20 protein-coding genes and 1 pseudogene are annotated in these 24,167 nt (G+C 73.2%); 9 read left to right on the top strand and 12 right to left on the bottom strand.

The window, feature by feature from the left end; genetic code table 11:
* Positions 1 to 249: pseudogene (locus GU5_RS17575) on the top strand (hypothetical protein); the annotation flags it as partial.
* Positions 165 to 554 (top strand): NUDIX domain-containing protein, encoded by a 390-nt coding sequence (locus GU5_RS17570; protein ID WP_369750458.1) that lies wholly within the window; start codon positions 165 to 167, stop codon positions 552 to 554. The pseudogene GU5_RS17575 and the gene GU5_RS17570, both read left to right, overlap by 85 nt.
* A 99-nt stretch (positions 555 to 653) precedes the next feature.
* Here GU5_RS17570 and GU5_RS0106085 read toward each other — a convergent pair whose 3' ends face one another.
* The 3 genes from GU5_RS0106085 to GU5_RS14295 all read right to left on the bottom strand — a co-directional run bounded on the left by GU5_RS0106085 (position 654) and on the right by GU5_RS14295 (position 3,590).
* A complete protein-coding gene (locus GU5_RS0106085; RefSeq protein ID WP_010524690.1) occupies positions 654 to 2,078 on the bottom strand; it encodes a class II fumarate hydratase in 1,425 nt (474 codons plus the stop codon).
* Positions 2,079 to 2,212: 134 nt separating this feature from the next.
* Positions 2,213 to 2,845, bottom strand: coding sequence for a carbonic anhydrase (locus GU5_RS0106080; RefSeq protein ID WP_010524689.1), 633 nt, complete (start codon positions 2,843 to 2,845; stop codon positions 2,213 to 2,215).
* Positions 2,846 to 2,897: 52 nt separating this feature from the next.
* The gene (locus GU5_RS14295) at positions 2,898 to 3,590 is read right to left on the bottom strand and encodes a DUF4245 domain-containing protein (RefSeq protein WP_158217717.1); all 693 of its coding nucleotides are present in this window, start codon (positions 3,588 to 3,590) and stop codon (positions 2,898 to 2,900) included.
* Positions 3,591 to 3,764: 174 nt separating this feature from the next.
* Here GU5_RS14295 and GU5_RS0106070 point away from each other — a divergent pair, with 174 nt between their 5' ends.
* On the top strand, positions 3,765 to 4,496 hold the full coding sequence (locus GU5_RS0106070) for a TVP38/TMEM64 family protein (RefSeq protein ID WP_010524687.1): 732 nt from the start codon (positions 3,765 to 3,767) through the stop codon (positions 4,494 to 4,496).
* Positions 4,497 to 4,555: 59 nt separating this feature from the next.
* Here the strand turns inward: GU5_RS0106070 and GU5_RS0106065 are convergent, their stop codons facing one another.
* Positions 4,556 to 5,536, bottom strand: a complete 981-nt coding sequence (locus GU5_RS0106065) for an acyltransferase family protein (protein ID WP_010524686.1) — start codon at positions 5,534 to 5,536, stop codon at positions 4,556 to 4,558.
* A gap of 312 nt (positions 5,537 to 5,848) precedes the next feature.
* On the opposite strand from GU5_RS0106065, the gene glpX reads away from it, so the two are divergent.
* Positions 5,849 to 6,982, top strand: a complete 1,134-nt coding sequence (glpX, locus tag GU5_RS0106060; protein WP_010524685.1) for a class II fructose-bisphosphatase — start codon at positions 5,849 to 5,851, stop codon at positions 6,980 to 6,982.
* Positions 6,983 to 7,123: 141 nt separating this feature from the next.
* On the opposite strand, the gene manA is transcribed toward glpX, so the two are convergent.
* From manA to GU5_RS0106040, 4 genes are all read right to left on the bottom strand, one after another.
* Positions 7,124 to 8,461 (bottom strand): mannose-6-phosphate isomerase, class I, encoded by a 1,338-nt coding sequence (gene manA, locus GU5_RS0106055; protein ID WP_029514063.1) that lies wholly within the window; start codon positions 8,459 to 8,461, stop codon positions 7,124 to 7,126.
* Between the two features lie 174 nt (positions 8,462 to 8,635).
* Complete coding sequence (locus GU5_RS0106050; RefSeq protein WP_010524683.1) at positions 8,636 to 10,270, bottom strand: LCP family protein; 1,635 nt, start codon at positions 10,268 to 10,270, stop codon at positions 8,636 to 8,638.
* On the bottom strand, positions 10,270 to 10,851 hold the full coding sequence (gene purE / locus GU5_RS0106045; RefSeq protein WP_010524682.1) for a 5-(carboxyamino)imidazole ribonucleotide mutase: 582 nt from the start codon (positions 10,849 to 10,851) through the stop codon (positions 10,270 to 10,272). Before purE ends, GU5_RS0106050 begins: the two co-directional genes overlap by 1 nt.
* On the bottom strand, positions 10,848 to 12,011 hold the full coding sequence (locus tag GU5_RS0106040; protein ID WP_050806610.1) for a 5-(carboxyamino)imidazole ribonucleotide synthase: 1,164 nt from the start codon (positions 12,009 to 12,011) through the stop codon (positions 10,848 to 10,850). The genes purE and GU5_RS0106040 overlap by 4 nt, the downstream gene beginning before the upstream one ends.
* Before the next feature lie 302 nt (positions 12,012 to 12,313).
* Between GU5_RS0106040 and GU5_RS14290 the strand changes: the two genes are divergently transcribed.
* A complete protein-coding gene (locus GU5_RS14290; RefSeq protein ID WP_010524680.1) occupies positions 12,314 to 12,949 on the top strand; it encodes a GtrA family protein in 636 nt (211 codons plus the stop codon).
* Here the strand turns inward: GU5_RS14290 and GU5_RS16275 are convergent, their stop codons facing one another.
* Complete coding sequence (locus GU5_RS16275; RefSeq protein ID WP_010524679.1) at positions 12,950 to 13,699, bottom strand: TIGR03089 family protein; 750 nt, start codon at positions 13,697 to 13,699, stop codon at positions 12,950 to 12,952. It abuts the gene before it with no gap.
* Positions 13,700 to 14,002: 303 nt separating this feature from the next.
* Between GU5_RS16275 and GU5_RS16690 the strand changes: the two genes are divergently transcribed.
* From GU5_RS16690 to GU5_RS0106010, 3 genes are all read left to right on the top strand, one after another.
* Positions 14,003 to 14,575, top strand: a complete 573-nt coding sequence (locus tag GU5_RS16690; RefSeq protein WP_010524678.1) for a WhiB family transcriptional regulator — start codon at positions 14,003 to 14,005, stop codon at positions 14,573 to 14,575.
* A gap of 242 nt (positions 14,576 to 14,817) precedes the next feature.
* Entirely contained in the window at positions 14,818 to 15,921 is a 1,104-nt protein-coding gene (locus tag GU5_RS0106020; protein WP_029514061.1) for a hypothetical protein, read from the top strand.
* 2,260 nt (positions 15,922 to 18,181) lie between these two features.
* The gene (locus GU5_RS0106010; RefSeq protein ID WP_010524677.1) at positions 18,182 to 19,954 is read left to right on the top strand and encodes a DUF5719 family protein; all 1,773 of its coding nucleotides are present in this window, start codon (positions 18,182 to 18,184) and stop codon (positions 19,952 to 19,954) included.
* 65 nt (positions 19,955 to 20,019) lie between these two features.
* Here GU5_RS0106010 and GU5_RS0106005 read toward each other — a convergent pair whose 3' ends face one another.
* Positions 20,020 to 21,255: an ATP-binding protein gene (locus GU5_RS0106005; RefSeq protein ID WP_029514059.1), complete on the bottom strand. Its 1,236-nt coding sequence runs from the start codon at positions 21,253 to 21,255 to the stop codon at positions 20,020 to 20,022.
* A 189-nt stretch (positions 21,256 to 21,444) separates the two neighbouring features.
* On the opposite strand from GU5_RS0106005, the gene GU5_RS0106000 reads away from it, so the two are divergent.
* Positions 21,445 to 21,822, top strand: a complete 378-nt coding sequence (locus tag GU5_RS0106000; protein WP_010524675.1) for a DUF3499 family protein — start codon at positions 21,445 to 21,447, stop codon at positions 21,820 to 21,822.
* A 15-nt stretch (positions 21,823 to 21,837) separates the two neighbouring features.
* Here GU5_RS0106000 and GU5_RS0105995 read toward each other — a convergent pair whose 3' ends face one another.
* Positions 21,838 to 22,251: a DUF6157 family protein gene (locus tag GU5_RS0105995; RefSeq protein WP_010524674.1), complete on the bottom strand. Its 414-nt coding sequence runs from the start codon at positions 22,249 to 22,251 to the stop codon at positions 21,838 to 21,840.
* A gap of 287 nt (positions 22,252 to 22,538) precedes the next feature.
* Positions 22,539 to 24,014: an adenosylhomocysteinase gene (ahcY, locus tag GU5_RS0105990; RefSeq protein ID WP_010524673.1), complete on the bottom strand. Its 1,476-nt coding sequence runs from the start codon at positions 24,012 to 24,014 to the stop codon at positions 22,539 to 22,541.
* Positions 24,015 to 24,167 lie beyond the last annotated feature (153 nt).

Below are 24,167 nucleotides of genomic sequence, written 5' to 3'. Positions count from 1 at the left end.
GGAGCCCGTGCCCATCCCGATTTCATCCGTGACCTGCGCCGCCATGTCGGCACCGCCGAGCTCTGGATACCCGCCGTCCGCGGGGTGGTGGTCCGTCGCCGGACGGACGGGCGCGTGCTGCCCTCGCCGGAGGTGCTGCTGGTCCGGCGCAGCGACGACGGAGCCTGGACGGTGACCTCGGGGATCCTCGAGCCGGGGGAGGACCCCGCGACGGGGCTGTCCGGGAGGTTCAGGAGGAGACGGCGCTGACGGCCTGCCCGGTGCGGGTGGCCGGGGTCTTCGCCCACGGGCCGGTCGTGTACGGCAACGGGGACCGGTGTCGATACCTGGACACGGTGTTCGAGATGGAGGCGCTCGGCGGCGAGCCGCGGGTCAACGACGACGAGTCGGTCGACGTCGGCTGGTTCCCGGTCACCGCGCTGCCGGAGTCGCTCGCCGAGGACCAGCGCATGGTCATCGGCTGGGCGCTCGACGCCGGCGCGCCGGCGCAGTTCACCGAGCCGGGCACGTCGCGCACGGAGGCCGCGGGCCAGCCGGCCGCGCAGCACGACTGACGCGCCGCCCTCGGCCCGACAACACGCCGCCTGCACGTGCCGCGGGCCGGCCCGCACCATGGCGGACCGGCCCGCGGCGGCGCACGGGGCGGGCGCGACTCAGCCCGGCTGCGTCATCGACATGACGTCCAGGGCCTCGTCGAGCTGCTGCTCGGTCAGCTCGCCGCGCTCCAGATAGCCGAGCTCGACGACGGCCTCGCGCACGGTGACCTTGTTCTTCACCGCGTGCTTGGCGATCTCGGCGGCCGCCTCGTAGCCGATGAGCTTGTTCAGCGGGGTGACCACCGACGGCGAGGCGCCGGCCAGGAAGCTGGTGCGGTCGGTGTTCGCGGTGATCCCGGAGATCATCTTGTCGGCCATCACGTGGCCGGTGTTCGTCAGCAGCCGGATGGACTCGAGCAGATTCGCCGCCATCACCGGGATGCCGACGTTGAGCTCGAAGGCGCCGTTGGTCGACGACAGCGAGACGGTGGTGTCGTTGCCGATGACCTGCGCGCAGACCTGGATGGCCGACTCGCAGATGACCGGGTTGACCTTGCCGGGCATGATCGACGAGCCCGGCTGCAGATCCGGCAGGGCGATCTCGCCCAGGCCGGTGTTCGGGCCCGAGCCCATCCAGCGCAGGTCGTTGTTGATCTTCATCAGCGAGTAGGCGATGGTACGCAGCTGTCCGGAGGCCTCGACGAGCCCGTCCCGGTTGGCCTGGGCCTCGAAGTGGTCGCGGGCCTCGGTCAGCGGCAGGCCGCTCTCCTCGGCGAGCTCCCGGATGGCGGTCTCGGCGAAGCCGGCCGGGGTGTTGATGCCGGTGCCCACGGCGGTGCCGCCCAGCGGGACCTCGGCGACGCGCGGCAGCGCGGCCTCGATGCGCTCGATGCCGTAGCGCACCTGGGCGGCGTAGCCGGCGAACTCCTGGCCCAGGGTCACCGGCGTGGCGTCCATCAGGTGGGTCCGGCCGGACTTCACGACCTCGGAGAACTCGCTCGCCTTGGCCTCCAGCGCCTCGGCCAGGTGCGTCAGAGCCGGCTTGAGGTCGTTGAGCAGCGCCGAGGTGGCGGCCACGTGGACCGAGGTCGGGAAGACGTCGTTGGAGGACTGCGAAGCGTTGACGTGGTCGTTGGGGTGGACCTCCTCGTCCGCCCCCTGCTCGGCCAGCGCGCGGTTGGCCAGCGTGGCCAGCACCTCGTTGGTGTTCATGTTCGACGACGTGCCGGAGCCGGTCTGGAACACGTCGACGGGAAAGTGCTCGTCCAGCTCGCCCGAGGCCACGCGGTCGGCGGCGTCGGCGATGGCCTCGGCGCGCGCGGCGTCGAGCACGCCCAGCTGACGGTTCGCCCGGGCGGCGGCCTTCTTCACCCGAGCGAGCGCCTCGATGTGGGCGCGCTCCAGCGTGCGGCCGGAGATCGGGAAGTTCTGCACGGCCCGCTGGGTCTGGGCCCGGTAGAGCGCCTGGGCGGGCACCTTCACCTCGCCCATGGTGTCGTGCTCGATGCGGTATTCGGTCTCAGCAGCTGAGTTCTCAGTCATGCCGCCATTCTATGAGCCCGGCCGTCGCGGCGGACGGTGTTGCACGGTCGGCCCGGCGCCGGAGCGATGCGGCGGGGCGGTGCGGCGGCGTCGGGCCGACCGTGCCGCCGCACCGGTCCCGTGCTCGGGGCCGTTCAGCTCTCGACGTCGCCGATGGAGGAGACGACGTCGGCGCGGCCCTCGGCCAGCCGGTAGGTCACCCCGACCACCGCGGTCCGGCCGGCGTCGACGGCCTCGTGCAGCGACCGCGAATGCTCGGTGAGCCGGGCGGCGGTCTGGGTGATGTGCTCCTCGACGGTGCCGTCGACGTCGGTGATGCCCTTCCGGCGCGCGGAGAGGACCGAGGGGGTGATCCGCTCGACCAGGCTGCGCACGAAGCCGTTCGGCGTCGTCGCCGCCTCGGTGGAGTCGATCGCGGCTGTGACCGCCCCGCAGGAGTCGTGGCCGAGCACCACGATCAGCGGCACCTCGAGCACGTCGACGCTGTACTCCAGCGAGCCGAGCACCGCGTCGTCGATGACCTGGCCGGCGGTGCGCACCACGAAGATGTCGCCGAGTCCGACGTCGAAGATGATCTCGGCCGCCAGCCGCGAGTCCGAGCATCCGAAGACCACGGCCTTCGGGCTCTGGCCTCCGGTCAGCTGGTCGCGCCGAGCGGCGTCCTGATTCGGATGGCGGGCCTCGCCGGAGACGAAGCGGGCATTGCCCTGCTTCAGCTCCTCCCAGGCCTCGGCGGGGGCGGGGGCGTGCGTGGCGGTCTCGGTCATCGCTCTCCTCATCGTGGGGTTCGTCGGGGCCTCGTCGGGGTCCCCAGGTTCGTCAGGGGGCGGAGGGGGAGCCGTCGGCGGCGGGACTCTCGCCCAGGCCGTCGAGGATCGCCCGCAGCGCCGCGTCGAACTCGGCGTCGCCGGCGTCGCCGCTGATGATCACCGTGGTGCCGTCGACGTCGTTCTCCTCGGCGTCCAGCACGAAGTGCTCGCGGTCGGCGTCCTCGTCCCGTCGGATGGTCAGCTCCATGCCCTCCCGCGTGATCGTGCCGGCCTCCGGCGCCTGGTCGACCTCCTGGGCGACCCATGTGGGGTTCGCCGCGTCGGTCTGGGCGAATCCGACGAAGGCCGTCTCCGAGGTGGTGTAGCCGACCTCCCAGTGGGGCACCTCCTCGCCGCCCTTCCACCGGGCATAGTTCGCCGTCCAGTCGTCGGGGACCTGCGGGACCAGCGGGGCGTAGCCGGCGACGTCGGCGACCGGGCCGGCGGCCTCGTCGACGTCCTCGTCCGGAGTGAACGGCTCGGGGTCGGGAGAGGGGTTCATCAGCATCAGCACGGCCACGGCCCCGACGGTCACCAGCACCGACAGCAGGATGCCGACCATCGGCTGGGAGAGCCGCCGGGACTGCGCCGGGGTCAGCTGAGGCCTCACCGGCTGCTCGTCCTGCACACCGGCGGGCCCTTCGGCGGAGTCCCGGCCGACGGGCTCCGGCTCGCTCGTCTCATCGTGTTCGCGCTCGTTCACCCGGCCCATTGTTCCAGAGTCCGGGCGGTGGTCCGGCCTGCTCGGATTCCCGGCGAACTCCCAGTCGACGTCGGGCGTCCCTCCACCGTCGGGCGTCGGGCGTCGGGCGCCGGGCGCCGGGCCGCCGGGGACGTCCCCGGCGGCCCGGGCCTGTTCCCGCGTAGGATCGGGCGGGTGGATCAGGATCCCGCCGACGCCCGTGGCGCCGCCCGCTCGACCCCCGCCGCCGGGCTGCGGCGGGGCGTCTATGCGCGCAACGTGCTGCTGGTGCTCCTGCTGCTGGTGATGCTCTGGCTCGCGGTCAACGTCCGGCTGCCGTCGGTGGACGAGCTCCAGGGCCGGCTGGAGGGCCTCGGCGGCGTGGCATGGATCGCCTTCGCCGGGCTCTATGCGCTCGTGGCGATGACGCCGATCCCGGTGACGATCATGGCGATCACCGGCGGCCTGCTCTTCGGGGTGGTCGAGGGCGCTCTGCTGTCCGTGGTCGGCGTGCTGCTGGGCAGCTGGGGCGCCTACTGGCTGGCCCGGGCGCTCGGCCGGAGCACAGTGCGCCGCCTGCTGGGCGTCCACGCCGCGACCGTCGAGCGCCACCTGGAGGACGCGGGATTCGCCGGGCTCTGCGTGCTGCGGCTGATGCCGGGAGTGCCCTACTGGCCGGTGAACTACGGCGCCGGCGCCTTCGGAGTCCCGCAGCGGACGTTCCTCGTCGCCGGCCTGGTCTCCACGCTGCCGGGACAGGTCTCGCTGGTCTCGGTGGGCGCCGTCATCGCCGATCCGACCGTCGCCCACGGGGCGTGGGCGGCGTGCTCCTGGGCCCTGGTGATCGTGATGACCGTCTGGGCCTGGCGCAGCTGGAAGGGCACGTCGAGCCGGTCCCTGCCGGGCGAGCGGCGCCGGTCCGGCTGATCAGCGGACGGCGGACTCCCGCGCCGTCGGCGCCGGGCGCCGCAGCCCGTCGAGCCAGGTCATCGGGGCCAGCACGACGCGGGTGACGCCCTGGCCGTAGTGCCGGACGCCGGCGTCGACGGGCGAGAGCGCGAAGAGCCAGGTGATGCCGGCCGCCAGCACCAGGCAGAGCGCCAGCGTCGCCGGGGCGGCAGCATCCCGGAGACGAGGTGCAGCGGGTCCTCGACCAGCCGGACGGCGAAACCGTGGAGCAGGTAGATCGCCAGCGACCGGCGGCCGACGGTGGCCACGACGTCGTCGCGCCGGGCGGTCCAGGTCAGCAGCACCAGCGTGGTCAGCGCCGCGCTCAGGGCGACGGCGGCGCGCATGCCCAGCCCCTCGGCGACGCCCACGTCGAACCACTCGATGCTGCGGCTGCCGAAGAGCCACATCCGGTCGAGGTCGCCGAGGATGAAGAGCGCCACGGGCACGACGGCGGCGCCGGTCAGCGCCGCCCGTCCGGCGAGGCCGCGCTCGCCGGCCCAGGAGAGGATGCGCGCTCCGTAGAGCTTGCCGACGACGAAGAAGGGCCAGAAGGTCAGCGTCCGGGCGACGGCGAACTCGTCGCCGAGGCTCGGGATGATCCCGCCGACGAGGCCCACGATGAGCGAGACCGTCAGCATCGTCCGGGGATTCCGCTCGATGAGCGGGACCGAGAGCATCCACCAGACCATGGCCATCAGGAACCAGGTGAGCCAGATCGGGGTCACGCCGTCGAAGCCGACGTCGAGGTCGAGCAGCGCCATCCAGCCGTAGTACGCCGGGATGGCGGTCACCAGCAGCACGAGGAAGAACGTCGTCCGCTCGGCGAGACGCGTGGACTTCGCGGTGATGCCGGCCAGGAAGACGAAGGCGGGCATGTGGAAGGAGTAGATGGTCGTCTGCACGGCGCGCAGCGCCTCGGCGTCCCAGCCGGAGGCGCGCGTCAGGAGATGGCCGAGGACGACCAGCACGATGAGGATGCCTTTGGCCCGGTCCAGGCGATGGTCACGGGAACTCATCCTTCGGACGGTAACAATCTCACCTCTCACGGCCTGGAAGACACCTGAGCGTTCGCTGGCGGTCCGTGGATCCGCGCCTCCTCCGCCGAGTCTCACCTGCGGAGAGCTGGATGGTGAGCACTTCGTCACATGTCACAGGCGCCGGATCCGCCGGGTCGTCGAGACTCGCGGGAGCTCGTAGGGCTACGATCGAGGTGCGGCGGCGTCGCCGCGAACCTCTGCGGGAGCGACCGGGCCGGCTCGGCTCCAGGCGGGACCGTCGCGGCGTCGACGCTGGCCTGCCCCTGGGCGACGAGCTCGCCCTCCCACGAGATGAACAGGTGGCCCGACGACGTGTCCGACGTGTTTGAGACCGAGACCAGCAGCGCGACCAGCAGCGAGCCCGGCGGAGACGGCGGATCCCCCGTCGGGGCTCCGCCCGGCGGCGAGGCCCACGACTTCTCCCACCTCTCGCCCCGGCTGGCCGTCGGGGACTCCGAGCCCGATCGCAACCTCGCCCTCGAGCTGGTCCGCGTGACCGAGGCCGCCGCCATCGCCGGCGGTGCCTGGGTCGGCCACGGCGACAAGCTCGGCGCCGACGGTGCCGCTGTGGATGCGATGCGCGCCCTGCTGGGCACGGTGAACCTCAACGGCGTCGTGGTCATCGGCGAGGGGGAGAAGGACGAGGCCCCCATGCTCTTCAACGGCGAGCGGGTGGGCAGCGGATCCGGCCCGGAGGCCGACGTCGCGGTCGACCCGATCGACGGCACCCGGCTGACCGCGCTGGGGTACAACAACGCCCTGGCCGTTCTGGCCGTCGCCGAGCGGGGGACCATGTTCGACCCCTCGGCGGTGTTCTACATGGACAAGCTGGTCACCGGCCCGGAGGCCGCCGAGATGGTCGACCTGCGCCTGCCGGTGAAGCAGAACCTGCACCTGATCGCCAAGGCCAAGGGCAAGCGCATCAACCAGCTCAACGTCTGCGTGCTCGACAGGCCCCGCCATGCCGGACTGGTCGAGGAGATCCGCGAGGCCGGAGCCCGGACCCGATTCATCATGGACGGCGACGTCGCCGGCGGGATCGCCGCGGCCCGCGAGGGCTCCGACGTCGACGTGCTCATGGGGACCGGGGGCACGCCGGAGGGCATCGTCACCGCCTGTGCGATCCGTGCGGTCGGCGGAGTCATCCAGGGGCGGCTCGCCCCGACCGACGACGCAGAGCGGCAGGCCGCCGCCGACGCCGGGCACGACGTCGAGCGGGTGCTGACCACCGAGGACCTGGTCACCTCGGACAATTGCTACTTCGCCGCCACCGGCATCACCGACGGCGACCTGCTGCGCGGCGTGCGCTATCACGGCGACACGGTGCACACCCAGTCGATCGTCATGCGGTCGAAGTCCGGCACCGTGCGCACGGTCGAGGCCGAGCACCAGGCACGCAAGTGGGAGGCCTATACCCGGCGCTGATGCCCGTTCGGGCCGGCCGTCGACGGGCGACGCCGGCCGGGACGCGGGGATCCGGAGCGAAGCCGGCGACCGGATCGACGACCGCGAGTCGGGAGACCGGCAGGACCGGCGCGCCTGATCCGACGGCCGGATCCGGAGGCGTCAGGCGGCGACGGCGCCGCGCGTGGCCAGGAAGGCCTGCCCGGAGGCTCCGCCGACCAGCCGATGGCGCGCCGTCGCCGGCAGGAAGGCCGATTCGCCGGGCCGCAGCCTCAGGCGGTCAGCCCCGCGCGGCACCTCGGCGTCGTCGTCTGCGGGACGGTCCTGGTCCTGTTCGGCCAGGCGCTCGACGACCAGCTCCCCGGCGGTGCAGAGCAGCACCGCCGGTCCGTCGTCGGCCAGCGGGAGAGGAGAGCCGGCCTCAGGCAGCTCGATGCGCTCGAGGGCGAAGTCGCGGCAGTCCGGCGCGTAGCGGCGACGGCCGGGCGTCGGCGTCGTCGGCGGACAGTGCGGCACGGGCAGGCGGCGGGCCTCGGTGACCGCGAGCAGCTCGTCGACGTCGATATGTTTGCCGGTCAGCCCGCCGCGCAGCACGTTGTCCGAGCTGGCCATGACCTCCACCCCGACGCCGCGCAGGTAGGCGTGCAGGTTGCCCGCCGGCAGGAAGAGGGCCTCGCCCGGGCGCAGGTCGACGCGCTGCAGCAGCACGGTCACCAGCAGTCCAGGATCCCCGGGGAAGGCTGCGGTGACCCGCCGCAGCGTGTCCGCGGTCGACGGGGCCAGTCCGCCGGGGCGGCCGAGGCCGTCGGCGCGCGGAGTCGGTGTCTCGGGGGCGAAGCGGCGATTGATCCGCTCGGCGGCGGCGACGAACTCCTCCCGGCGGCCGCGCAGGATCTCCTCGAGCGCGCCGCGGTGGTCCTCGGCGGCGAGCAGATCGGCGAGCGACCCGACGGCCTCGGCGCTCCGGCCGTCGGCGTCGTCGGTGCTGTCTGCGTCGGTGCGGAGCAGCCGAGCCAGGGCCTCGAGATCCTCGGCGGCCTCGTCGGCGTCCCGGAAGCCGCTCAGCGCGGTGAACTCGTCGAGGGCGACGAGCAGCTCGGGCTTGGGGCTGGGATCGGAATAGCATCGCCGCCGATCGGTGCGGGCGATGCCGGCGGCCTCCTCGGCCTCGAAGCCCGCTCGGGCGCGCTCGGCGTCGGGATGCGTCTGGATGGACAGCGGTCGGGCGGCGGCCAGCACCTTCAGCAGGAAGGGCAGACCGGCGCCGCGCGCCGAGGCGCCGGCGGAGCCGACCAGCTCCGGGTGGTCGGCGAGCAGCGTGTCCAGGCGCATCGTGCCGGGGCCGCCCTCATCGAGGACGACCTGCGAGGGCGCCGTGGGGTGGGCGCCCATCCAGACCTCCGCCCGGGGCTCCCCGGTCGGCGGCCAGCCGAAGAGCTCCGTCAGCGCCGAGGTCGACCCCCAGGCGTAGTCCTGCACGGGATTGATCATCCGGAACATCGCTCGAAGCATACCAGCGGCGGTCATCGGCGAGTCCGGCCGCGCCCGTGACGCGCCGGGACCCAGGCCGACGACGTCGGAGCCCCGCCGTCGCGTCGCCGTCGCGTCGCCGCCACGTCACCGCGCGGTCATCGGCCCGTCGCCGACGCGTCGCAGCCCGGAGTGACCGGCCGCTCAGTCCACCGGGGTGCACTCGTAGTTCGTCGAGGCCGCCTGCTCGAGGATCGCGGTCTGTCCGGCGTCCTGGGCCTCGATGAGATACTCGCGCGTCAGCGGCGAGCCGTCGGGCTGGGTGGGCAGCTCGCCCTCCTCCTCGCCGGGGACCTCGGCCCCTCCGGAGGGCTCGTCCTCGGACGCGGCGGCGACCACGGTGCCCAGCGTGGGCTGCCAGGGGGAGGGTCCGTCGGCGGAGAGCCCGAAGAGCCCGCCGTCGCCCTCGGCCGAGCCCTGCTCGGCGAGGAGCTCGTCGACGCGCCGGTGGATCTCGTCGAAGTCCGGATAGGTCGAGAACTGGTCGCCGGCGTCGCCGAAGTCCGGCGCGCCCAGCACCAGCTGCTCGGGCTGCTGCTCCTTGGCCTTCGCGGCGAGCGAGACGAAGGAGCCCAGCTGCCGCTGCGGCAGATCGGTCTCGACGACCTGCTCGCCGGCCCGCATGATCTCGGTGAACCGGGTGACCAGCGTCTGCGGGTCGAACTGGTCGATCATCGCCTGCTGGATGCACTGCTGGCGCTGGATGCGGCTGTAGTCGGAGGTGAAGTCCCGGGAGCGCGCATAGGCCAGGGCTTCGGTGCCGCTGAGCTCGTGGGTCCCGGGGCCGAACCAGGTGTCGCCCCAGGTGCCGTCGGGGCGCTTGCCGCGGTAGGGGACCCAGCCGCCGGATTCGATCTCCACTCCGCCCATCGCGTCGATGAGGTCGGTGAAGCCGCCCATGTCGACCATCGCGTAGCCCTGGATCTCCAGATCCAGGATGCCGGAGGCGGCGTCCATCATCGCCTCCGCGCCGGGGTCGTCCGCGTCCGGGTAGAGGTCCTGATGGTTCTGCACCACGTCCACGTAGAGGGAGTTGATGATGCACTCGTCGCCGCAGGAGTACCCGTCCGGGTAGACGTCCCAGAGGGGAGAGTCCGCGCTGAACTGCGCGTTCTGGAAGTTGCGCGGGATGGAGACCATCAGCGACTCGCCGGTGTCGGCGTCGACGCTGACCACATGGATCGAGTCGGGCCGCAGGCCCTGGCGGCCCTCGCCGGCGTCGCCGCCCATCAGCAGGAAGGTGTAGCGCCCGTCGACCGGGTCGATGGACGGGCCGGAGCTGAAGATCCCGCCGAGCGACTGGCGTGAGGTGTTCGCCGCGTTCGCCGCCCAGCCCAGCGAGCCGGAGGTCAGCACCAGCAGCACCACGGTGATCGCACCGATGATCGGCCGCATGCCCGGGGCCAGCGAGCTCAGCCGGATGAGCCGCAGCGTGTCGAGCCACAGCACCGCCCAGCCGACGGCCAGCACCGCCAGCACCGCTGTGGCCGTCCACAGCATGAAGGGACGGGTGAGCAGGTTGATCAGCAGCGGGCGCAGCGTGAAGAACAGCACGAGTCCCAGCAGCAGCGTCGCCCAGACGCCGACGGTCACCGCCAGCGCGATCCGTCCCAGTCGTCGCGCACCGGCGGCGATCTGCGCGCCGCCGGGGACGAAGAGCGTCAGCACGAGCAGCAGGATCGCGCGGCGCGTCCGGTCGGTCTCGGAGCCGGCCCGCGGGCGGCGCAGGACCTCCGGCTCAGTGGTGAAGCGGTGGTAGGAGACGCTGGATCCGGCCATCAGCTCAGCGGGCTCCGGTTCGTGGGGAGCTCGGCGGCCTCGGCCCGCAGGGCCTCGCCCTTGGCATGGGCGGAGGAGGCCAGCTCCTGCTGGAAGCTCAGCAGCCGCTCGCGCAGCGCGGCGGCCTGCTCTCCGGCGCCTGCGGCCAGCGTGCGCACCGCCAGCAGGCCGGCGTTGCGCGCTCCGCCCACCGAGACGGTGGCCACCGGCACCCCGGCCGGCATCTGCACGATGGACAGCAGCGAGTCCATGCCGTCCAGGTGCTTCAGCGCGACCGGCACGCCGATCACCGGCAACGGGGTCACCGCGGCCAGCATGCCCGGCAGATGCGCGGCGCCGCCGGCGCCGGCGATGAGCACCTGCAGGCCGCGCTCATGGGCGCCGCGGCCGTAGTCGAGCATCTCCTGGGGCATCCGGTGGGCGGAGACGACGTCGGCCTCGAAGCTGACGCCGAATTCGTCGAGCGTCTCGGCGGCGGCGCGCATCGTCGGCCAGTCGGAGTTCGAGCCCATCACGAGCCCGACCTGCGGAGTCTCGGGCGCGGCGGAGGGCGTCGGGGCGGACGGGGCGGCGTCGGTCATCGGCTCTCGGTCCCTTCGGCGATGCGGCGGGCGGTCTGCTCGGCGGTCCGGCGGGTCGCGGCGACGTCGGCGCCGGCCTCGCCGGCGGGGTCCACCACGGTGACGTGGCCGACCTTGCGGCCCGGCCGCGGCTCCTTGCCGTAGAGGTGGATCTTGGCGGCCGGCGCGGCGCGCATGGCCTCGACGGCCCCGGCGTGCAGGTCGTCGGCGGAGCCGCCGAGGATGTTCTTCATCACCGTCGTCGAGCCCGGCCCGGCGATCGGATCGGTCGCCCCGAGCGGCAGCCCCAGGACGGCGCGCAGGTGCTGTTCGAACTGTCCGGTGACCGCGCCGTCCATGCTCCAGTGTCCGGAGTTGTGCGGGCGCATGGCCAGCTCGTTGACGTGGACGCCGGCGCGCTCGCCGTCGGCGATCTCGAAGAGCTCCACGGCGAGCATGCCGGTGACGTCGAGCTCCTCGGCCAGCGTCGCGGCGATCTCGGCGGCCTCGCGCAGCCGCGCGGTCCCCTCGTGGTCGCCGGGGGCGACCGGGGCCGGAGCGGTGACCACGTCGCAGACGCCGTCGGTCTGCAGCGACTCGACCACCGGGTAGACGCGGACTTCGCCGGAGGCCGAGCGGGCGACCTGGGCGGAGAGCTCGCGGGAGTAGGGGACCTTCTCCTCGGCGAGCAGCGGCGTGCCCTGCGTCGCCGCGCGGGAGAACCAGTCGGCGGCCTCGTCGGCGGAGGCGGCGTCGTCGACGATCCGCACCCCCTTGCCGTCGTAGCCGCCCCGCGGCGTCTTCAGCACCACCGGCCAGCCGGCCTCCTCGCCGAAGGCGATGAGCTCCTCGACCTCGGAGACGGCGGCCCAGCGGGGATTCGGCAGGCCCAGACGCTCGACGGCGCGGCGCATGCTCAGCTTGTCCTGGGCGTGGACGAGCGCCTGCGGGCCCGGGTGCATCGGCACTGAGGCGCCGGCCAGCGCGGCGAGCACGTCGTCGGGCACGTGCTCGTGGTCGAAGGTGATGACGTCGACGGCGGCGGCGAAGGCCAGCACGTCCTCGACGCTGCGGTGGTCGCCGATCGTGGTGCGGGCGATGACCTGGGCCGCCGAAGCCTGCGCCGATCCGGCGAGCAGATGGAGCTCGACGTCGAGCTCGGCGGCGGCGGGAGCCATCATCCGGGCCAGCTGACCGTCGCCCAGCACGCCGACGCGCGGCGGGCGGGCTCCGGTCTCCGGGCCTCCGGGGCGGGCGGGACGGGACGCGGGGAGTGCGGCTGGTCGTGTCACAGTCCCTCATTATGGGGCATCACCGTCCTGCGGAGGGTCAGGCTGACACGCCGGAGGGCCGAGTTCTCAGTCGGCGCCGGGGCGACGTCCAGGTGATCGCCCGACGGGATCCGTAGACTGGGCGTCGCCCGGAGGCCGTCGGAGGTCCTCCGCCCCCTGCCGCCGTCGACCGACCAGGAGTCCGACCACCCATGATCGCCCGTCTGGCCCGCCGCGCCGTCGACCTGTTCCTGAGGCTCTGGCGGGAGATCGCGAAGTTCGGCGTCGTCGGAGGCACGGCCTTCATCATCGACTCGGGCGTCTTCCTGGCGCTGCTGCACGGTCCGATGCCCGACTCCCAGCTGAAGGCGAAGGTCCTCGCGGGGACCGTGGCCACGCTGTTCTCCTGGGTGGCCAATCGCTATTGGACCTTCCGGCACAGGCGTTCGGCGGGCAAGACCCGCGAGCTGATGCTCTTTCTGGTGATGAATGCGATCGGCCTGGGCATCCAGACTGGCTGCGTGGGCGTCAGCAAGTACATTCTCGGCCTGGACTCGGTGACCCAGGTCTTCATCGCCGGCAACGTGATCGGACTGGTGCTGGCCACGTCGTTCCGCTTCGTCGCCTATAAGCTGTGGGTCTTCACCGGCGAGGCCGCCGACCCCGCCGACCACCATGCCCACATGCTCTCGGATCGGGAGCTGCTCACCGGCGACGTGCCGGCGGTCGGTGAGGAGGCCGGCGGCGAGCTCGACACGGCCGGCGACGGTGCGGGCGACGGTGACCGGCGGGCCGAGCATCCGACAGACCGACCGACCGGGACGCGGTCCGCCGGCGAGACGGACTGATCAGCCGACCGACTCGTCGGCCAGCGCTCTCTCCCACTGCGGGCCGCCGGGTTCGGCGTCGACGAGCACCGCCGGCCGGCCCCGCGCCCAGACGCCCAGCAGCTCGGCGGCGGTCTCCGTGGTCCAGCCGCGCAGGGCCCACCGGTTCCACTCCGCGGCGGCGGTCGACGCCGTCGTCGCCGCGTCCGGCTGTCCGGCGAGCACGACCAGGCCGTCCAGGTCTGCCAGTTCGTCCAGACCGTCCAGGCCGTCGGGCGCCGGCAGCGGCAGCTCCTCCAGCGGCTCCATGAGCTGGTCCGGATGCTGGCGCACTTCGGCGGAGACGTCCAGCACCCAGGCAGGCAGCTCCTCGCCGAGGGCCTCGGCCCAGGAGGCGTCCAGCAGGCCGGGGGAGAGCGCGGCGAGCTCGGCGTCGCCCAGCGCGGCGGACCGTTCCCAGGCCGCGGGCCGGTCGGTGACCACCAGCGCCGGCTCGGCGTCGGCGGCGGCGTACGCGGCGGCGTCGTCGAGGCCGGCGATCCGCGGCTCGGCGCCCAGCGCCCGGCAGGCCAGCACGACGGCGGCCGCCTTCCAATGCGGGGCCGCGTCGACGAGCACCGTCGCATCGCGGACCAGCTCGACCTCCTCGCGCAGCAGGCCGATCAGCTTGACCGCCCAGTTCTGCAGCACGCGTCCGGAGAGCTCGACGCGCTCGCCGTCCGCTCCGTACCAGACGACGGCCGGCTGCGGACGCGCGGCGAGCAGCTCCAACAGTGCTGGGCAGGAGCTGGGAATTTCGTGTGAACTCGTGGTCGGGATCAGCGGAGCGATGAGGTCCTCCTGGAGGCGGCGCGCCGATGCGGGGCCCGCAGACCTGCGGCGTGTCGCCCGAGACGGCGGGCCGGCGAGCGGTCGGACGGGGCTGTCGACGGTACTTGACGGATAGTTGCTCACACCAGTGTAATTAGGTGCAGGCGGCCCCGGATCCCCGGAATGCCGCCGGAGACGAGACGTTCGACGGGTCCTGCGGGACGCGTCAGACCACCGAGATGGACCACGACGGGGAGGCCCTTGATGGGGAACGCAGAGCGGCTGAGCGAACAGCAGGAGGAGACGTCCCGACCGACGCGACGGTCCGGACTCGACGTCCCCGCCGACTGGTTCGTCGACCCGGCCGACCCCGACGCCGCCGAGGACCTCGAGCACGGCCGGAGCCTGGACGACCAGGCTACCGCCTACCTCACCGCGCATGAAGAGGCCGAGCAGGGCCGGCGTGCCGCCGATCCCGTCGGGGCTCCCGTCTCGCTGGCCGAGGCCCCCTCCCGCCGCGCCGGCCGGACGGACCGTGAGGACGGGGAGGCCGCACGCTCCGGCGACGGCGTCTGGCTGGGGCTGCCCTCGCTGATCCCGGCCGAGGAGATCGAGGGCGAGCTCGCCTGGCAGGTCGACGCCCTCTGCGCCCAGACCGACCCGGAGGCGTTCTTCCCGGAGAAGGGCGGCTCGACCCGCGACGCGAAGAAGGTCTGCGGCGCCTGCACCGTCCAGCAGGAGTGCCTGGACTACGCGCTGGCCAATGACGAGCGATTCGGGATCTGGGGAGGCATGTCCGAGCGCGAGCGCCGCAAGCTGAGGAAGCGAGCGGTCTGATCGAGGCACTCGCCGCTCCGCACATCGCCGCCGTCGTCCTGAGCGCCGGCGGCGATTCCGCGTCCGGAGATCGCCGCGCCGTCGCGCAGCTGAGGGCGGCCCTCGAAGCCCAGACGCGCGCCCCCGACACCATCATCGAGTTCTCCGCGCCCGGATTCCGCGGACCCGAGGACCTCTCGCGCTCGCTGCGGTCGCGGCTGCTGCGCGATCCGGCCCACGCCCGTCGGATCTCCACGCGCGGAGTGGCCGGCGAACGCGTCACCCCGCTCTGGCGCAGCCTGGAACGGCGCCTGCCGGAGGGTTTCGCCGGCCGACACCAGTGGCTGTGGATCCTCACCCCCGACTCGCTCCCGGCCCCCGATGCGCTGGAGCAGCTGGTCGAGCGGCTGCTGACGGTCACCGACGAGGAGAGCCACTCCGCTCTGCAGGTCGTCGGCGCCAAACAGCTCCACGCCGCGCCCGGCGACGTCGACCGGGACGTCGGCGAGGACTGGCCGGACCGGCTGGTCGACGTCGGGCTTTCCAGCGCGCGGTCCGGAGAGGTGGTGCCCACCACCGAGCCGATGGAGCTGGACCAGGGCCAGTACGACGGCCGCGATGCCGTCGGGGCGGTCTCGCTGCACGGGATGCTCGTCCATGCGCCGCTCGTCGGCGACCTGGGCGGCTTCGATCCGGCCCTCGCCGGAGACCACGCCGCCGCGCGCTTCGCCGACCGGGCCCGCGAGGTCGGCGCCCACGTCGTCGTCGCGCCGCAGGCCCGCATCCGCCGGCTGCATCCGCCGCGCCGCGAGCAGGTCCATCGTCTGGGCGGCACGCTGCATCTGCCCGCCGAGCAGCGGATCGGGCAGATCCGGCGGCGCCTGGCCGAGATCCCGCCGCTCGCGACGCCGCCGCTCTGGCTGGGCGGCTGGCTGGCCGCGCTGCTGCGGCTGATCGGGCTGACGGCGGTCAAGGCCCCCGACGCCGGCGTCGGCGAGCTGGTCGCCTCGGCCCGGGCCCTGCTGAATCTCCGCGCCCTCGCCCATGCCCGGCGCTTCGCCGCCCAGGGGCGACGCGCGGCCCTGGAGCGGCTGCGCCGCGACGAGCGCATCGCCTCGGCGCGCGCCGCCCGGGAGCTGGTCCGCGCCGGCCGGCGGAGCTCGCGTCGGCTGCGGCTTCCGGCGCAGTCCGTCCGCGCCGAGCGACGGCGCAGCCTCACCGCCCAGACCGTGGCCCCGCAGCAGGGCGACGACGGCGCGCAGGACGCCTCGATGCTCGCCGTGGGCTCCGGCGACGGCGAGTTCGACCAGCTGGCCTCGCGACGCTCGGGGACCGGCTGGGCCTGTTCCTGCTGCTGCTCGGACTGACGGCGCTTTCGCTGCTGGTCCATCGCGGCCTCCTGGGGGCGGAGGCGGTCGTCGGCGGTGCCGCGCTGCCGGTCTCGGACTCGACCGGTGAGGTCTTCGCCGAGATGACGAGCCTGATCGCGGCCGACGGACTGGGTCGGCTGGCCGCGGCGAATCCCTTCGACCTGGTGCTGCTGGTGCTCTCGGCGCTCAGCGCCGGACATGCCTCCACCGTGCTGGTCTGGGTCACGATCCTGGCGCTGCCGCTGGCCGCGCTGACCGCCTGGACCGCCGCCGGCGTCGTCACCGCCACGGCGACGACCCGGGTCATCGCCGCGCTGCTGTGGGTCGCGGTGCCGAGCCTGCACACCGCCCTCGGGGAGGGGCGCCTCGGCGCGGTGGTCGCCCATATCCTGCTGCCGCTGGTGGTGCGCCTCGGCGTGCGGGCCGCAGGCCGCCGGCCGGCCGCCGCCGGCCCGGACGTGCGCGGCGGAGCGAGCCGATGGGAGCACGCCGCCGGCACCGCTCTGCTGCTGGCCGCAGTCACCGCCGCCGCGCCGATCCTGCTGCTGCCGGCGACGCTGATCTGCCTCGTCGCGGCGCTGACCCGCGGCGGCCGCACCTTCTGGCTGATCCCGCTGCCCTCGCTGGCGCTGGCGGCCCCCATGCTCGGTGCGGCGGCGCTGACCGGACAGAACGTGCTCGGCGTGCTGTTCTCCGCGCCGACGCGTCTGCTGGCCGCGGACCCGGCCCCGCTGTGGCAGCAGCTGCTCGGCCACGCCCGCGCCGTCGACCCGGCCGCCGGACTCAGCATCGGGCCGGACCTGAACTGGCTGCCCGAGCTGCTGAGCACCCCGCACTGGGCGCTGCGGCTGATGCTGGTCATCGGCCTGCCGCTGCTGGTGCTCGGACTGATCGGTCTGCTGCTGCCCGGCTCGCGGTCCGCCGGGGCCCGGGCCGTCGCCGGCGTGCTGCTGCTGACCCTGCTGGTCTCGGCGGTCGCCGGCCTGGTCGCCGTCGGCGACGACGGCGTCGAACTGACGCCGGCGCATGCGGCCCCGCTGGTCTCGGTGATGATGCTCTGCCTGCTGCTCGGCACGGCCCGCGCCCTCGATGGGCTGCCCCGGATGCTGCCGCGCGTCGGCTCCGCGGCCGCGCCGGTGGTGGCCACGCTGCTGGTGCTCGCCGTGGTCGCCTCAGTGGGCACATGGGCCGTGCCCCGGGTTCTGGAGGGCTCCGGCTCCCGGCCCGCGCTGACGGCGATGACCGCCGAGCCCGCGGCGATCGAGGCGGGCACGGTGCGGCAGGTCCCGGCCACCGCCGCCGATCAGGGCGACGGGCCGGCGGCGCTTCGCACCCTGGTGCTGACCAGCTCCGCCGACGGCGTGGTCGGCGAGCTGGTCTCCGGCTCCGGAAGGACGCTGGACTCCGCCCGCTCGGCGCTGACCGCCGGCGACGCGCCGCTGTGGACCGAACCCGCGCTGCTGCCGACGTGGCTGGGCGGCACGGACGGAGGCGCCGTCGAGGAGGCGGTGCAGGGCTCCGTGGCCGATCTGAGCCTGGGCCGCGCGCGCACCGGGCAGCTCATCTCCGCGCTCATCACCCCCGGCGCGGCCGATGTGCGGTCGCTGATGGAGGAGCTGGCGGTCGGCTTCGTCGTCGTCGACGGTCCCGGCGACGGGGCGCTGGCCGGCGCGGTGGACACCGCCTCCGGCCTCGTCGCCGTGGGCCCGACCGACCGGGGGCAGCTCTGGCGCGCCGACCTCGAGGATGCCGCGGGACTCCCGCGGGCGGCGTCGATGACCGGAGCGGCCACCTCCTGGGCCCGGCTGGTCGACGCCGAGGGCACCACGCTGGCGCTGCTGCCCTCCGACGGCGGGCGGGTCGAGGTCGACCTGGACGAGCTCGCCGCCCCCGACGGAGGAGAGGGGCTCTCCGCCGAGGCCGCCGAGGAGGATCTCCACGTGCAGCTGGCCACTGTGCCGGCCTCTGGCTGGGTCGCCGAGCTGGACGGCGAGCCGCTGGAGTCGCTGGCCGGCGGCTCCGGCGAGGGCCCGCCGCTGTGGGGCCAGCAGTTCCGCCTGCCGGAGGGGGANCTGAGCGGGGAGCTCGTCGTCGAGCATCGCAGCGTCTGGCGGGCTCCGGTGCTCATCGGCATCGCCGCCTTCCTGATGCTGGTGGTGCTGATCGCCGTGCCGCTGCCGCGCCGGGTGCGGCTGCTGCCGGTGGCCACCCGCGGCGAGCTCGGGGACCGGCCCGCGGCACGATCGGAGAGGGACGCATGAGTGCGAAGAAGGTCCGCCGCCACATCCGCCGCCTGCAGCGTGAACGGCGTCGCGCCCAGCGTCGCGGGATCGGCAGAGTTCCGCAGTCGGACGCCGGGCCGACGCCGGACCCTGGCACGACATCGGACGCCGGCACGACGCCGGACGCCGGCGTGCGACGCGGCGGCGGAGCCCGCGCCGGCGCTGTGCTGGCGGTGGTCGCGGTCGTGGCGGTCGCCGGCGGATCCATCGCCCGCGACGCGACGGACGCAGCCCCGGGAACCCGTCCGGTGGACGCCAAGCTGTTCCCCACCGCCGCGGCGGACACGCCGTTCGTCTGCCCGCCGACGCCGGGACGTCCGGACACGCTGAGCTCCGACGGACGGGTGGCCTACCAGCAGCGCGACGCCTCGGCCTCCTCGCTCTTCCGCGGGCTGGTCTTCGCCGTCGACGACGCCGGCAGTCTCCCGGAGGTCCGCTGGGCCCAGCTCTCCGAGGATCAGCGGGTCAACGAGGAGTCCGTGGTCGCGCCGAGCGGCGCGCCGGCGGAGGCGTCCTCGGCTCCGGCGCTGGCCGACCGGGAGGCGACCGTGGTCACCGAGGACGACCCGCTGCGTGCGCCGCTGCTCGACGTCGGGCCCGGGCCCGGCGGCGCGCCGATCGCCGCCTCCGCCCTGCTGGAGTACTCGGCCGCGGACGGGCCGGTCAGCGGGCTCGCCGCCGCCCGGTGCACAGTGCCGCAGCGCGATCAGTTCTTCCTCGGGCCGGAGACCGGCTCGCAGGCGACCTCGCTGCTGACGCTGGCCAACCCCGCCGACCGGGACGCGACCGTCGAGGTCGTCGCCCACGACGCCGAGGGCCCGCGCTCCGGCGCCGGCACCCGCAGCGTGGTGGTGCCGGCCGGCACGCTGCGCACGGTGAACATCGCCGGGCTGGCCGAGGACGGCGCGATCGCGGTCTCCGTGGAGTCCTCCGGGGCCCCGGTCGCCGCGCAGCTGACCTCCTCGGCGGCGGCCGGCTCGATCGGCGCCGGCGTGGAGTTCCTGCCCGGCCGGACGCAGGCGGTGGAGGAGCACCGCATGCCGGGGGTCCGGCTGCCCGAGTCCGGCGGCGCCGCCGGCGGCGGGGCGCTGTGGATCCATGTTCCCGGCGACGACGAGGCCACGGTGGAGGTCCAGGTCTTCGGCGAGGACGGGCTGGAGCCGCTGGACGGCTCCTCGGTGTTCAGCGTCGACGGCGGCGCAGTCCGGGCCATCGACCTCGCCGGCGTGCCGGCCGGGACGCACGACGTCGTGGTGCGCACCTCCGTGCCCACCCATGCCGCGGTGCGGACCGTGTCCGACGTCGAGGCGGGCGGAGGCGCCGACGGCGACGCCGGTGGTGAGGATGCCGCGGCTTCGGGCCTCGACTTCGCCTGGCAGGTCGGCGCCGAGCGCCTGCGCTCCGGCTCCGGGACGCTGCTGCCCGCCGAGGGCGAGCCGTCGGTGCACCTGCTGGCCGGCGATCAGGCGACGACGGTGACCTATCGGCTGATGGACGCCGAGGGGGACTTCGGCGAGCCGCAGGAGGTCGAGGTCCGGGCCGACGGATCGGCCGCCCTCGACCCGGAGGATCTGCAGCTCTCCGACGGGGACGCCGCGGGCGAGCAGGCCGCCGCGATCGTCGTCGAGGAGCCCGACGCCCCAGTCGTCGGCTCGCTGCGCATCGCCGGCGAGGAGGGGCAGTCGATGACCGGGCTGGAGCCGCTGGGCGAAGCGCACCAGGCGGTGCGCGTGAGGCTGCGCGACTGAGGCGGAGATGCGCCGGGACTCACTCGGCCCCGCACCTGTCGGCTCGGACACGGCGTCCGGCCTGATCAGCTCATATCTGGCCAGTCCGTGGTGAGGTACGCCTCGACTGCTCGGTGCCGGAACGTGTATGGCTTGCCGCGCGTGACGATGCCGCGCTGTCGGTCCAGGCGTTGCCCCGTCGGGCCGACTGCCGTGCCCTTCTCGTATCCCATGTGTCGGGCGATGGTGGTCAATGTCCGGTCCGTGGGGTCCAGCTCTGCCATGGTCTCGACGAACTGACGCTCACGGCTCGGCAATCGGTCGAGGATGCGCAGCACGTGTCCTTCAGCCTCGTAGCGAGCATCGTCCCAACCGGACATCACGTCCTCGGCAGTGATGATCGCGCTGGTGCCCGCATACCAGGCGCGCTCTCCGGCCAGCTGGAACAGGAAGGGCTCGCCGCAGGCCAGCTCGACGATGGCATGTTGGGCATCCGGCTCCATGAACACCCGCTCGTCGTGTCCGTCGTCGCCTGCCACGGGCCAGCCTTCGGTGACGAATGGCTGCAGAGCGGCGATGAGATCGTCGTCTTCGATGGGCGCCAGCATCGTGGTCTGGAAGCGTCGCGCGAACGTCGCGCCCTTGCGGGCCCCGGCCATGTCCGCGAACTCCGGCAGGCCGGTGAGATAGACGGCCAGCGGCAGCGCAGCATCGATCTGCCGTCCGCCTGGCAGCGTGAGCGGCTCCTCGTGCGTCAGCGCATCGCCCAGCGCGGTCAAGAGTTGGGAGAGGGCAGCGTCATCAGTGATGTTCTGAACTTCGTCGACGTGGATCACGATGATGGACCGCCCCTGACGAAGGGCAGCACGCCCGATCTCGATCAACAGGTTCGTCAGCGCACTGTAGGGCTCAGGGCCGGGCTGCTCTCGCATCGACGAGGAGACCCCAGCTGCCGCGACGCGTTCTACGCTCCGGAGCAGCTCGGTGATCTTCTTCTCCCGTGCTGCGGCCAGTCCTGCCTGATCGGCGACCGTCAGCAGAGCCCCGGCGACTCGCTTCAGGGGGTCCGCTCCGGTCGGGATCCTCAGCTGAGGAGTGACCCAGTCGCCGGCCGCCGACGCTTCGCTGGTGAGGCGACGTACCAGGGACGATTTGCCCAGTCCGGCTTCACCGAGGATGGTACGCCCTCGCTCATGGAGGCCTGCCATACGACGAGGGCGCAGGTGATCGCGCCAGTCGCTGAGCTGGGGCGTGCGTCCTGCCCACACGTGGGGGACAGTGTCGGACCCGGGGCTGAACGGTGAATCGATCGCCTTGCGCATGATGATAAATTTATCAAGGCGGTCGGGGCTTGATAAAGTTATCAAGTTCGGGGGCGTGTCGATCGCAGATGTCGGGGTTCAGTCGAACACGCTCGACGGCCTGAGTGTCGGGGAGCACGGGTGTGGTTAGGGTGGGTGACCGTGGATTCCTCGCGCCGATGCACCAGAAGCAGCTGCGGTCAGCCCGCCGTGGCGACGCTGACGTACAGCTACCGCGACTCCACCGTCGTGGTGGGTCCGATGAGCGTGTATCCCGAGCCCCACACCTACGATCTCTGCGCCCGGCACGCCGACAGCGTGACCCCGCCGCGCGGCTGGGAGGTCCTCCGGCTGGACTACCCGTCGGCGCCGGCCGACGCCGGTGCGGCGGCCGCCGACGACCTGCTGGCCGTCGTCGACGCCGTCCAACGCGAGGACGATCCGACCCCGGCGACGGACTCCGCCGGCCACGAGCCGGGCTCTCCGGTTCCCGGCACGCTGCCCTCCCGCGAGAGCCGCGGAAGGATCGCGCCGCCCGAGCCGACGGCGTCGGTCGTGCGCGGCCACCTGCGACTGCTGGACGACTGAGGCGCGACGTCCGGATCACCCGGCGCGCGTCGAGCGCATGGCTTTCAGCTGCCGAAGATCGGGATCGTCCGCCAGCCGGTGGTACTCCTCGGAACCGAGCGGGACGAGAGCGACGCGACCGTCGGCGTCGTGGTGCAGGCCCCAGCCGTGCCGCTTGCCCAGCGGCGATGCGCGCAGACAGGCGCGGCTGCTCGCGAAGAACGTCTCCCGCTCGGCCGTGATCCGCTCTTCGGGCACCCGCTGACGCAGCAGATGCACATGGAACAGCAGATCGTCTGAGGTCAGCTCATAGGGCTGTTCCGTCAGGATCCGGTGCTGAAGTTCGGCGACGCTCGGTGTCGCCCGTCCGGCCGTCGGCGCCCGGGCCTCGGCGACCGGACAGTCCTCGGCGACCTGGATGAACGTGTCGTGGTAGTTCGTGCTTCCCAAGACGACCCTCCCTCTGCGCCGCACCGGCTGTCGGCGTCGCTCGCCTCCGCTCGTCGCCAGTCTAGGAGCTCCGGCGTTCTGAGGCAGAGGCCTCAAGCCCCCGAGCCTGCGGCGATCGACGTCCACGTCCGGGCCAGACCTGATCGGCTGAGCGTCGGAGATCTGACGCGAACGCGGACGTCGTCTCCGACGACCTGGCATGCACGAAGGCCTCCGCTCGGGCCAGTCCAGCCCGGGCGGAGGCCTTCGTGACGAGGGCGGACGCCGGCGGCCGGTTGGGCAGAGCCTCAGTACCGGTAGTGCTCCGGCTTGTACGGGCCGGCCACGTCGACGCCCAGGTACTCGGCCTGCTCCTTGGTCAGCTCGGTGAGCTCGGCGCCCAACGCTCCCAGATGCAGCCGGGCGACCTTCTCGTCGAGGACCTTCGGCAGCACGTGCACATCCGTGGTGTAGACGTCGTCGCCGGTGTAGCCCGGGGCCGTCTTGCGGAAGAGCTCGATCTGGGCGATCGTCTGGTTCGCGAAGGAGTTCGACATCACGAAGCTCGGGTGACCGGTGGCGTTGCCGAGGTTCAGCAGCCGGCCCTCGGAGAGGACGATGATCGAGCGTCCGGTGTCGGCGAAGCGCCACTCGTGCACCTGCGGCTTGATCTCGATCCTCTCCACGCCCGGGATCTGCGCCAGCCCGGCCATGTCGATCTCGTTGTCGAAGTGGCCGACGTTGCCGACGACGGCCTTGTCCTTCATCCGACGCATGTGCTCGGCGGTGATGATCGACTTGCCGCCGGTGGTCGTGATGAAGACGTCGCCCTGGGAGACGACGTCGTCCATGCGGGCCACCTGGAAGCCGTCCATGGCCGCCTGCAGCGCGTTGATCGGGTCGATCTCGGTGACGATGACGCGGCTGCCCTGGCCGCGCAGCGCCTCGGCCGCGCCCTTGCCCACATCGCCGTAGCCGGCGACGACGGCGACCTTGCCGCCGAGCAGCACGTCGGTGGCGCGCATGATCCCGTCGGGCAGCGAGTGCCGGATGCCGTACTTGTTGTCGAACTTCGACTTGGTCACCGAGTCGTTGACGTTGATCGCCGGGAAGAGCAGCTCGCCGTCGCGGGCCATCTGCGAGAGCCGGGTCACTCCGGTGGTCGTCTCCTCGGTCACGCCGCGGATCGCCTGCGAGACCCCGGTGAAGCGGGACGGGTTCTCCGCCAGCGAGGCGCGCAGGGTCTCCAGGACCACGCGGTACTCCTCCGGGTCGTCCTCGGTCGCCGAGGGCACCGCCCCGGCGGCCTCGAACGCCGCACCCTGGTGGACCAGCATCGTCGCGTCGCCGCCGTCGTCGAGGATCATGTTCGCTCCCGCGGAGGCGTCGGCGTCCACACCCGGCCAGAGGAAGATCTGCGAGGCCGCCCACCAGTACTCCTCGAGCGTCTCGTTCTTCCAGGCGAAGACCGGCACGCCCTGCGGCTCCTCCGGGGTGCCGTGCGGGCCGACGACGACGGCCGCGGCGGCCTCGTCCTGGGTGGAGAAGATGTTGCAGCTGGCCCAGCGCACTTCGGCGCCGAGGGCGGTGAGGGTCTCGATCAGGACTGCGGTCTGCACGGTCATGTGCAGCGAGCCGGCGATCCGCGCGCCGGCCAGCGGCTGCTCCGCGGCGTACTCCTCGCGCAGGGCCATCAGGCCGGGCATCTCGTGCTCGGCCAGCCGGATCTGGTGGCGGCCGGCCTCGTGCAGCGAGATGTCGGCGATGCGGAAGTCGAAGCTCATGCAGGGGGTCCTTCGTCTCGGGAGTGGGCGTCGACGGCGCGCCGGCGGGACGCCGTCGCGCGCGGACGGGTCGGGGCCAGCGTATCGCGGGCGTCCGCCGTCGGCGGCCCCGCACGTCACCGGGGGTCACCGCTGCGACGGAGGTCTCCTGTC

Source organism: Nesterenkonia sp. F (assembly GCF_000220985.1).
GTDB lineage: Bacteria > Actinomycetota > Actinomycetes > Actinomycetales > Micrococcaceae > Nesterenkonia.
Note: the sequence above shows the minus strand (reverse complement) of the source record. Positions and strands in the feature narration are given on the sequence as shown.

Excerpts from the sequence above, each read along its gene's own strand:
- GU5_RS0106010 (WP_010524677.1), top strand. The coding sequence starts at position 18,182 with ATGAGTGCGAAGAAGGTCCGCCGCCACATCCGCCGCCTGCAGCGTGAA.
- GU5_RS0106040 (WP_050806610.1), bottom strand. The coding sequence starts at position 12,011 with ATGATGGCTCCCGCCGCCGCCGAGCTCGACGTCGAGCTCCATCTGCTC.
- glpX (WP_010524685.1), top strand. The coding sequence starts at position 5,849 with ATGAACAGGTGGCCCGACGACGTGTCCGACGTGTTTGAGACCGAGACC.
- GU5_RS0106065 (WP_010524686.1), bottom strand. The coding sequence starts at position 5,536 with ATGAGTTCCCGTGACCATCGCCTGGACCGGGCCAAAGGCATCCTCATC.
- purE (WP_010524682.1), bottom strand. The coding sequence starts at position 10,851 with ATGACCGACGCCGCCCCGTCCGCCCCGACGCCCTCCGCCGCGCCCGAG.
- GU5_RS14290 (WP_010524680.1), top strand. The coding sequence starts at position 12,314 with ATGATCGCCCGTCTGGCCCGCCGCGCCGTCGACCTGTTCCTGAGGCTC.
- ahcY (WP_010524673.1), bottom strand. The coding sequence starts at position 24,014 with ATGAGCTTCGACTTCCGCATCGCCGACATCTCGCTGCACGAGGCCGGC.
- GU5_RS16690 (WP_010524678.1), top strand. The coding sequence starts at position 14,003 with ATGGGGAACGCAGAGCGGCTGAGCGAACAGCAGGAGGAGACGTCCCGA.
- GU5_RS0106080 (WP_010524689.1), bottom strand. The coding sequence starts at position 2,845 with ATGACCGAGACCGCCACGCACGCCCCCGCCCCCGCCGAGGCCTGGGAG.
- GU5_RS0106085 (WP_010524690.1), bottom strand. The coding sequence starts at position 2,078 with ATGACTGAGAACTCAGCTGCTGAGACCGAATACCGCATCGAGCACGAC.
- GU5_RS0106005 (WP_029514059.1), bottom strand. The coding sequence starts at position 21,255 with ATGCGCAAGGCGATCGATTCACCGTTCAGCCCCGGGTCCGACACTGTC.
- GU5_RS0106050 (WP_010524683.1), bottom strand. The coding sequence starts at position 10,270 with ATGGCCGGATCCAGCGTCTCCTACCACCGCTTCACCACTGAGCCGGAG.
- manA (WP_029514063.1), bottom strand. The coding sequence starts at position 8,461 with ATGTTCCGGATGATCAATCCCGTGCAGGACTACGCCTGGGGGTCGACC.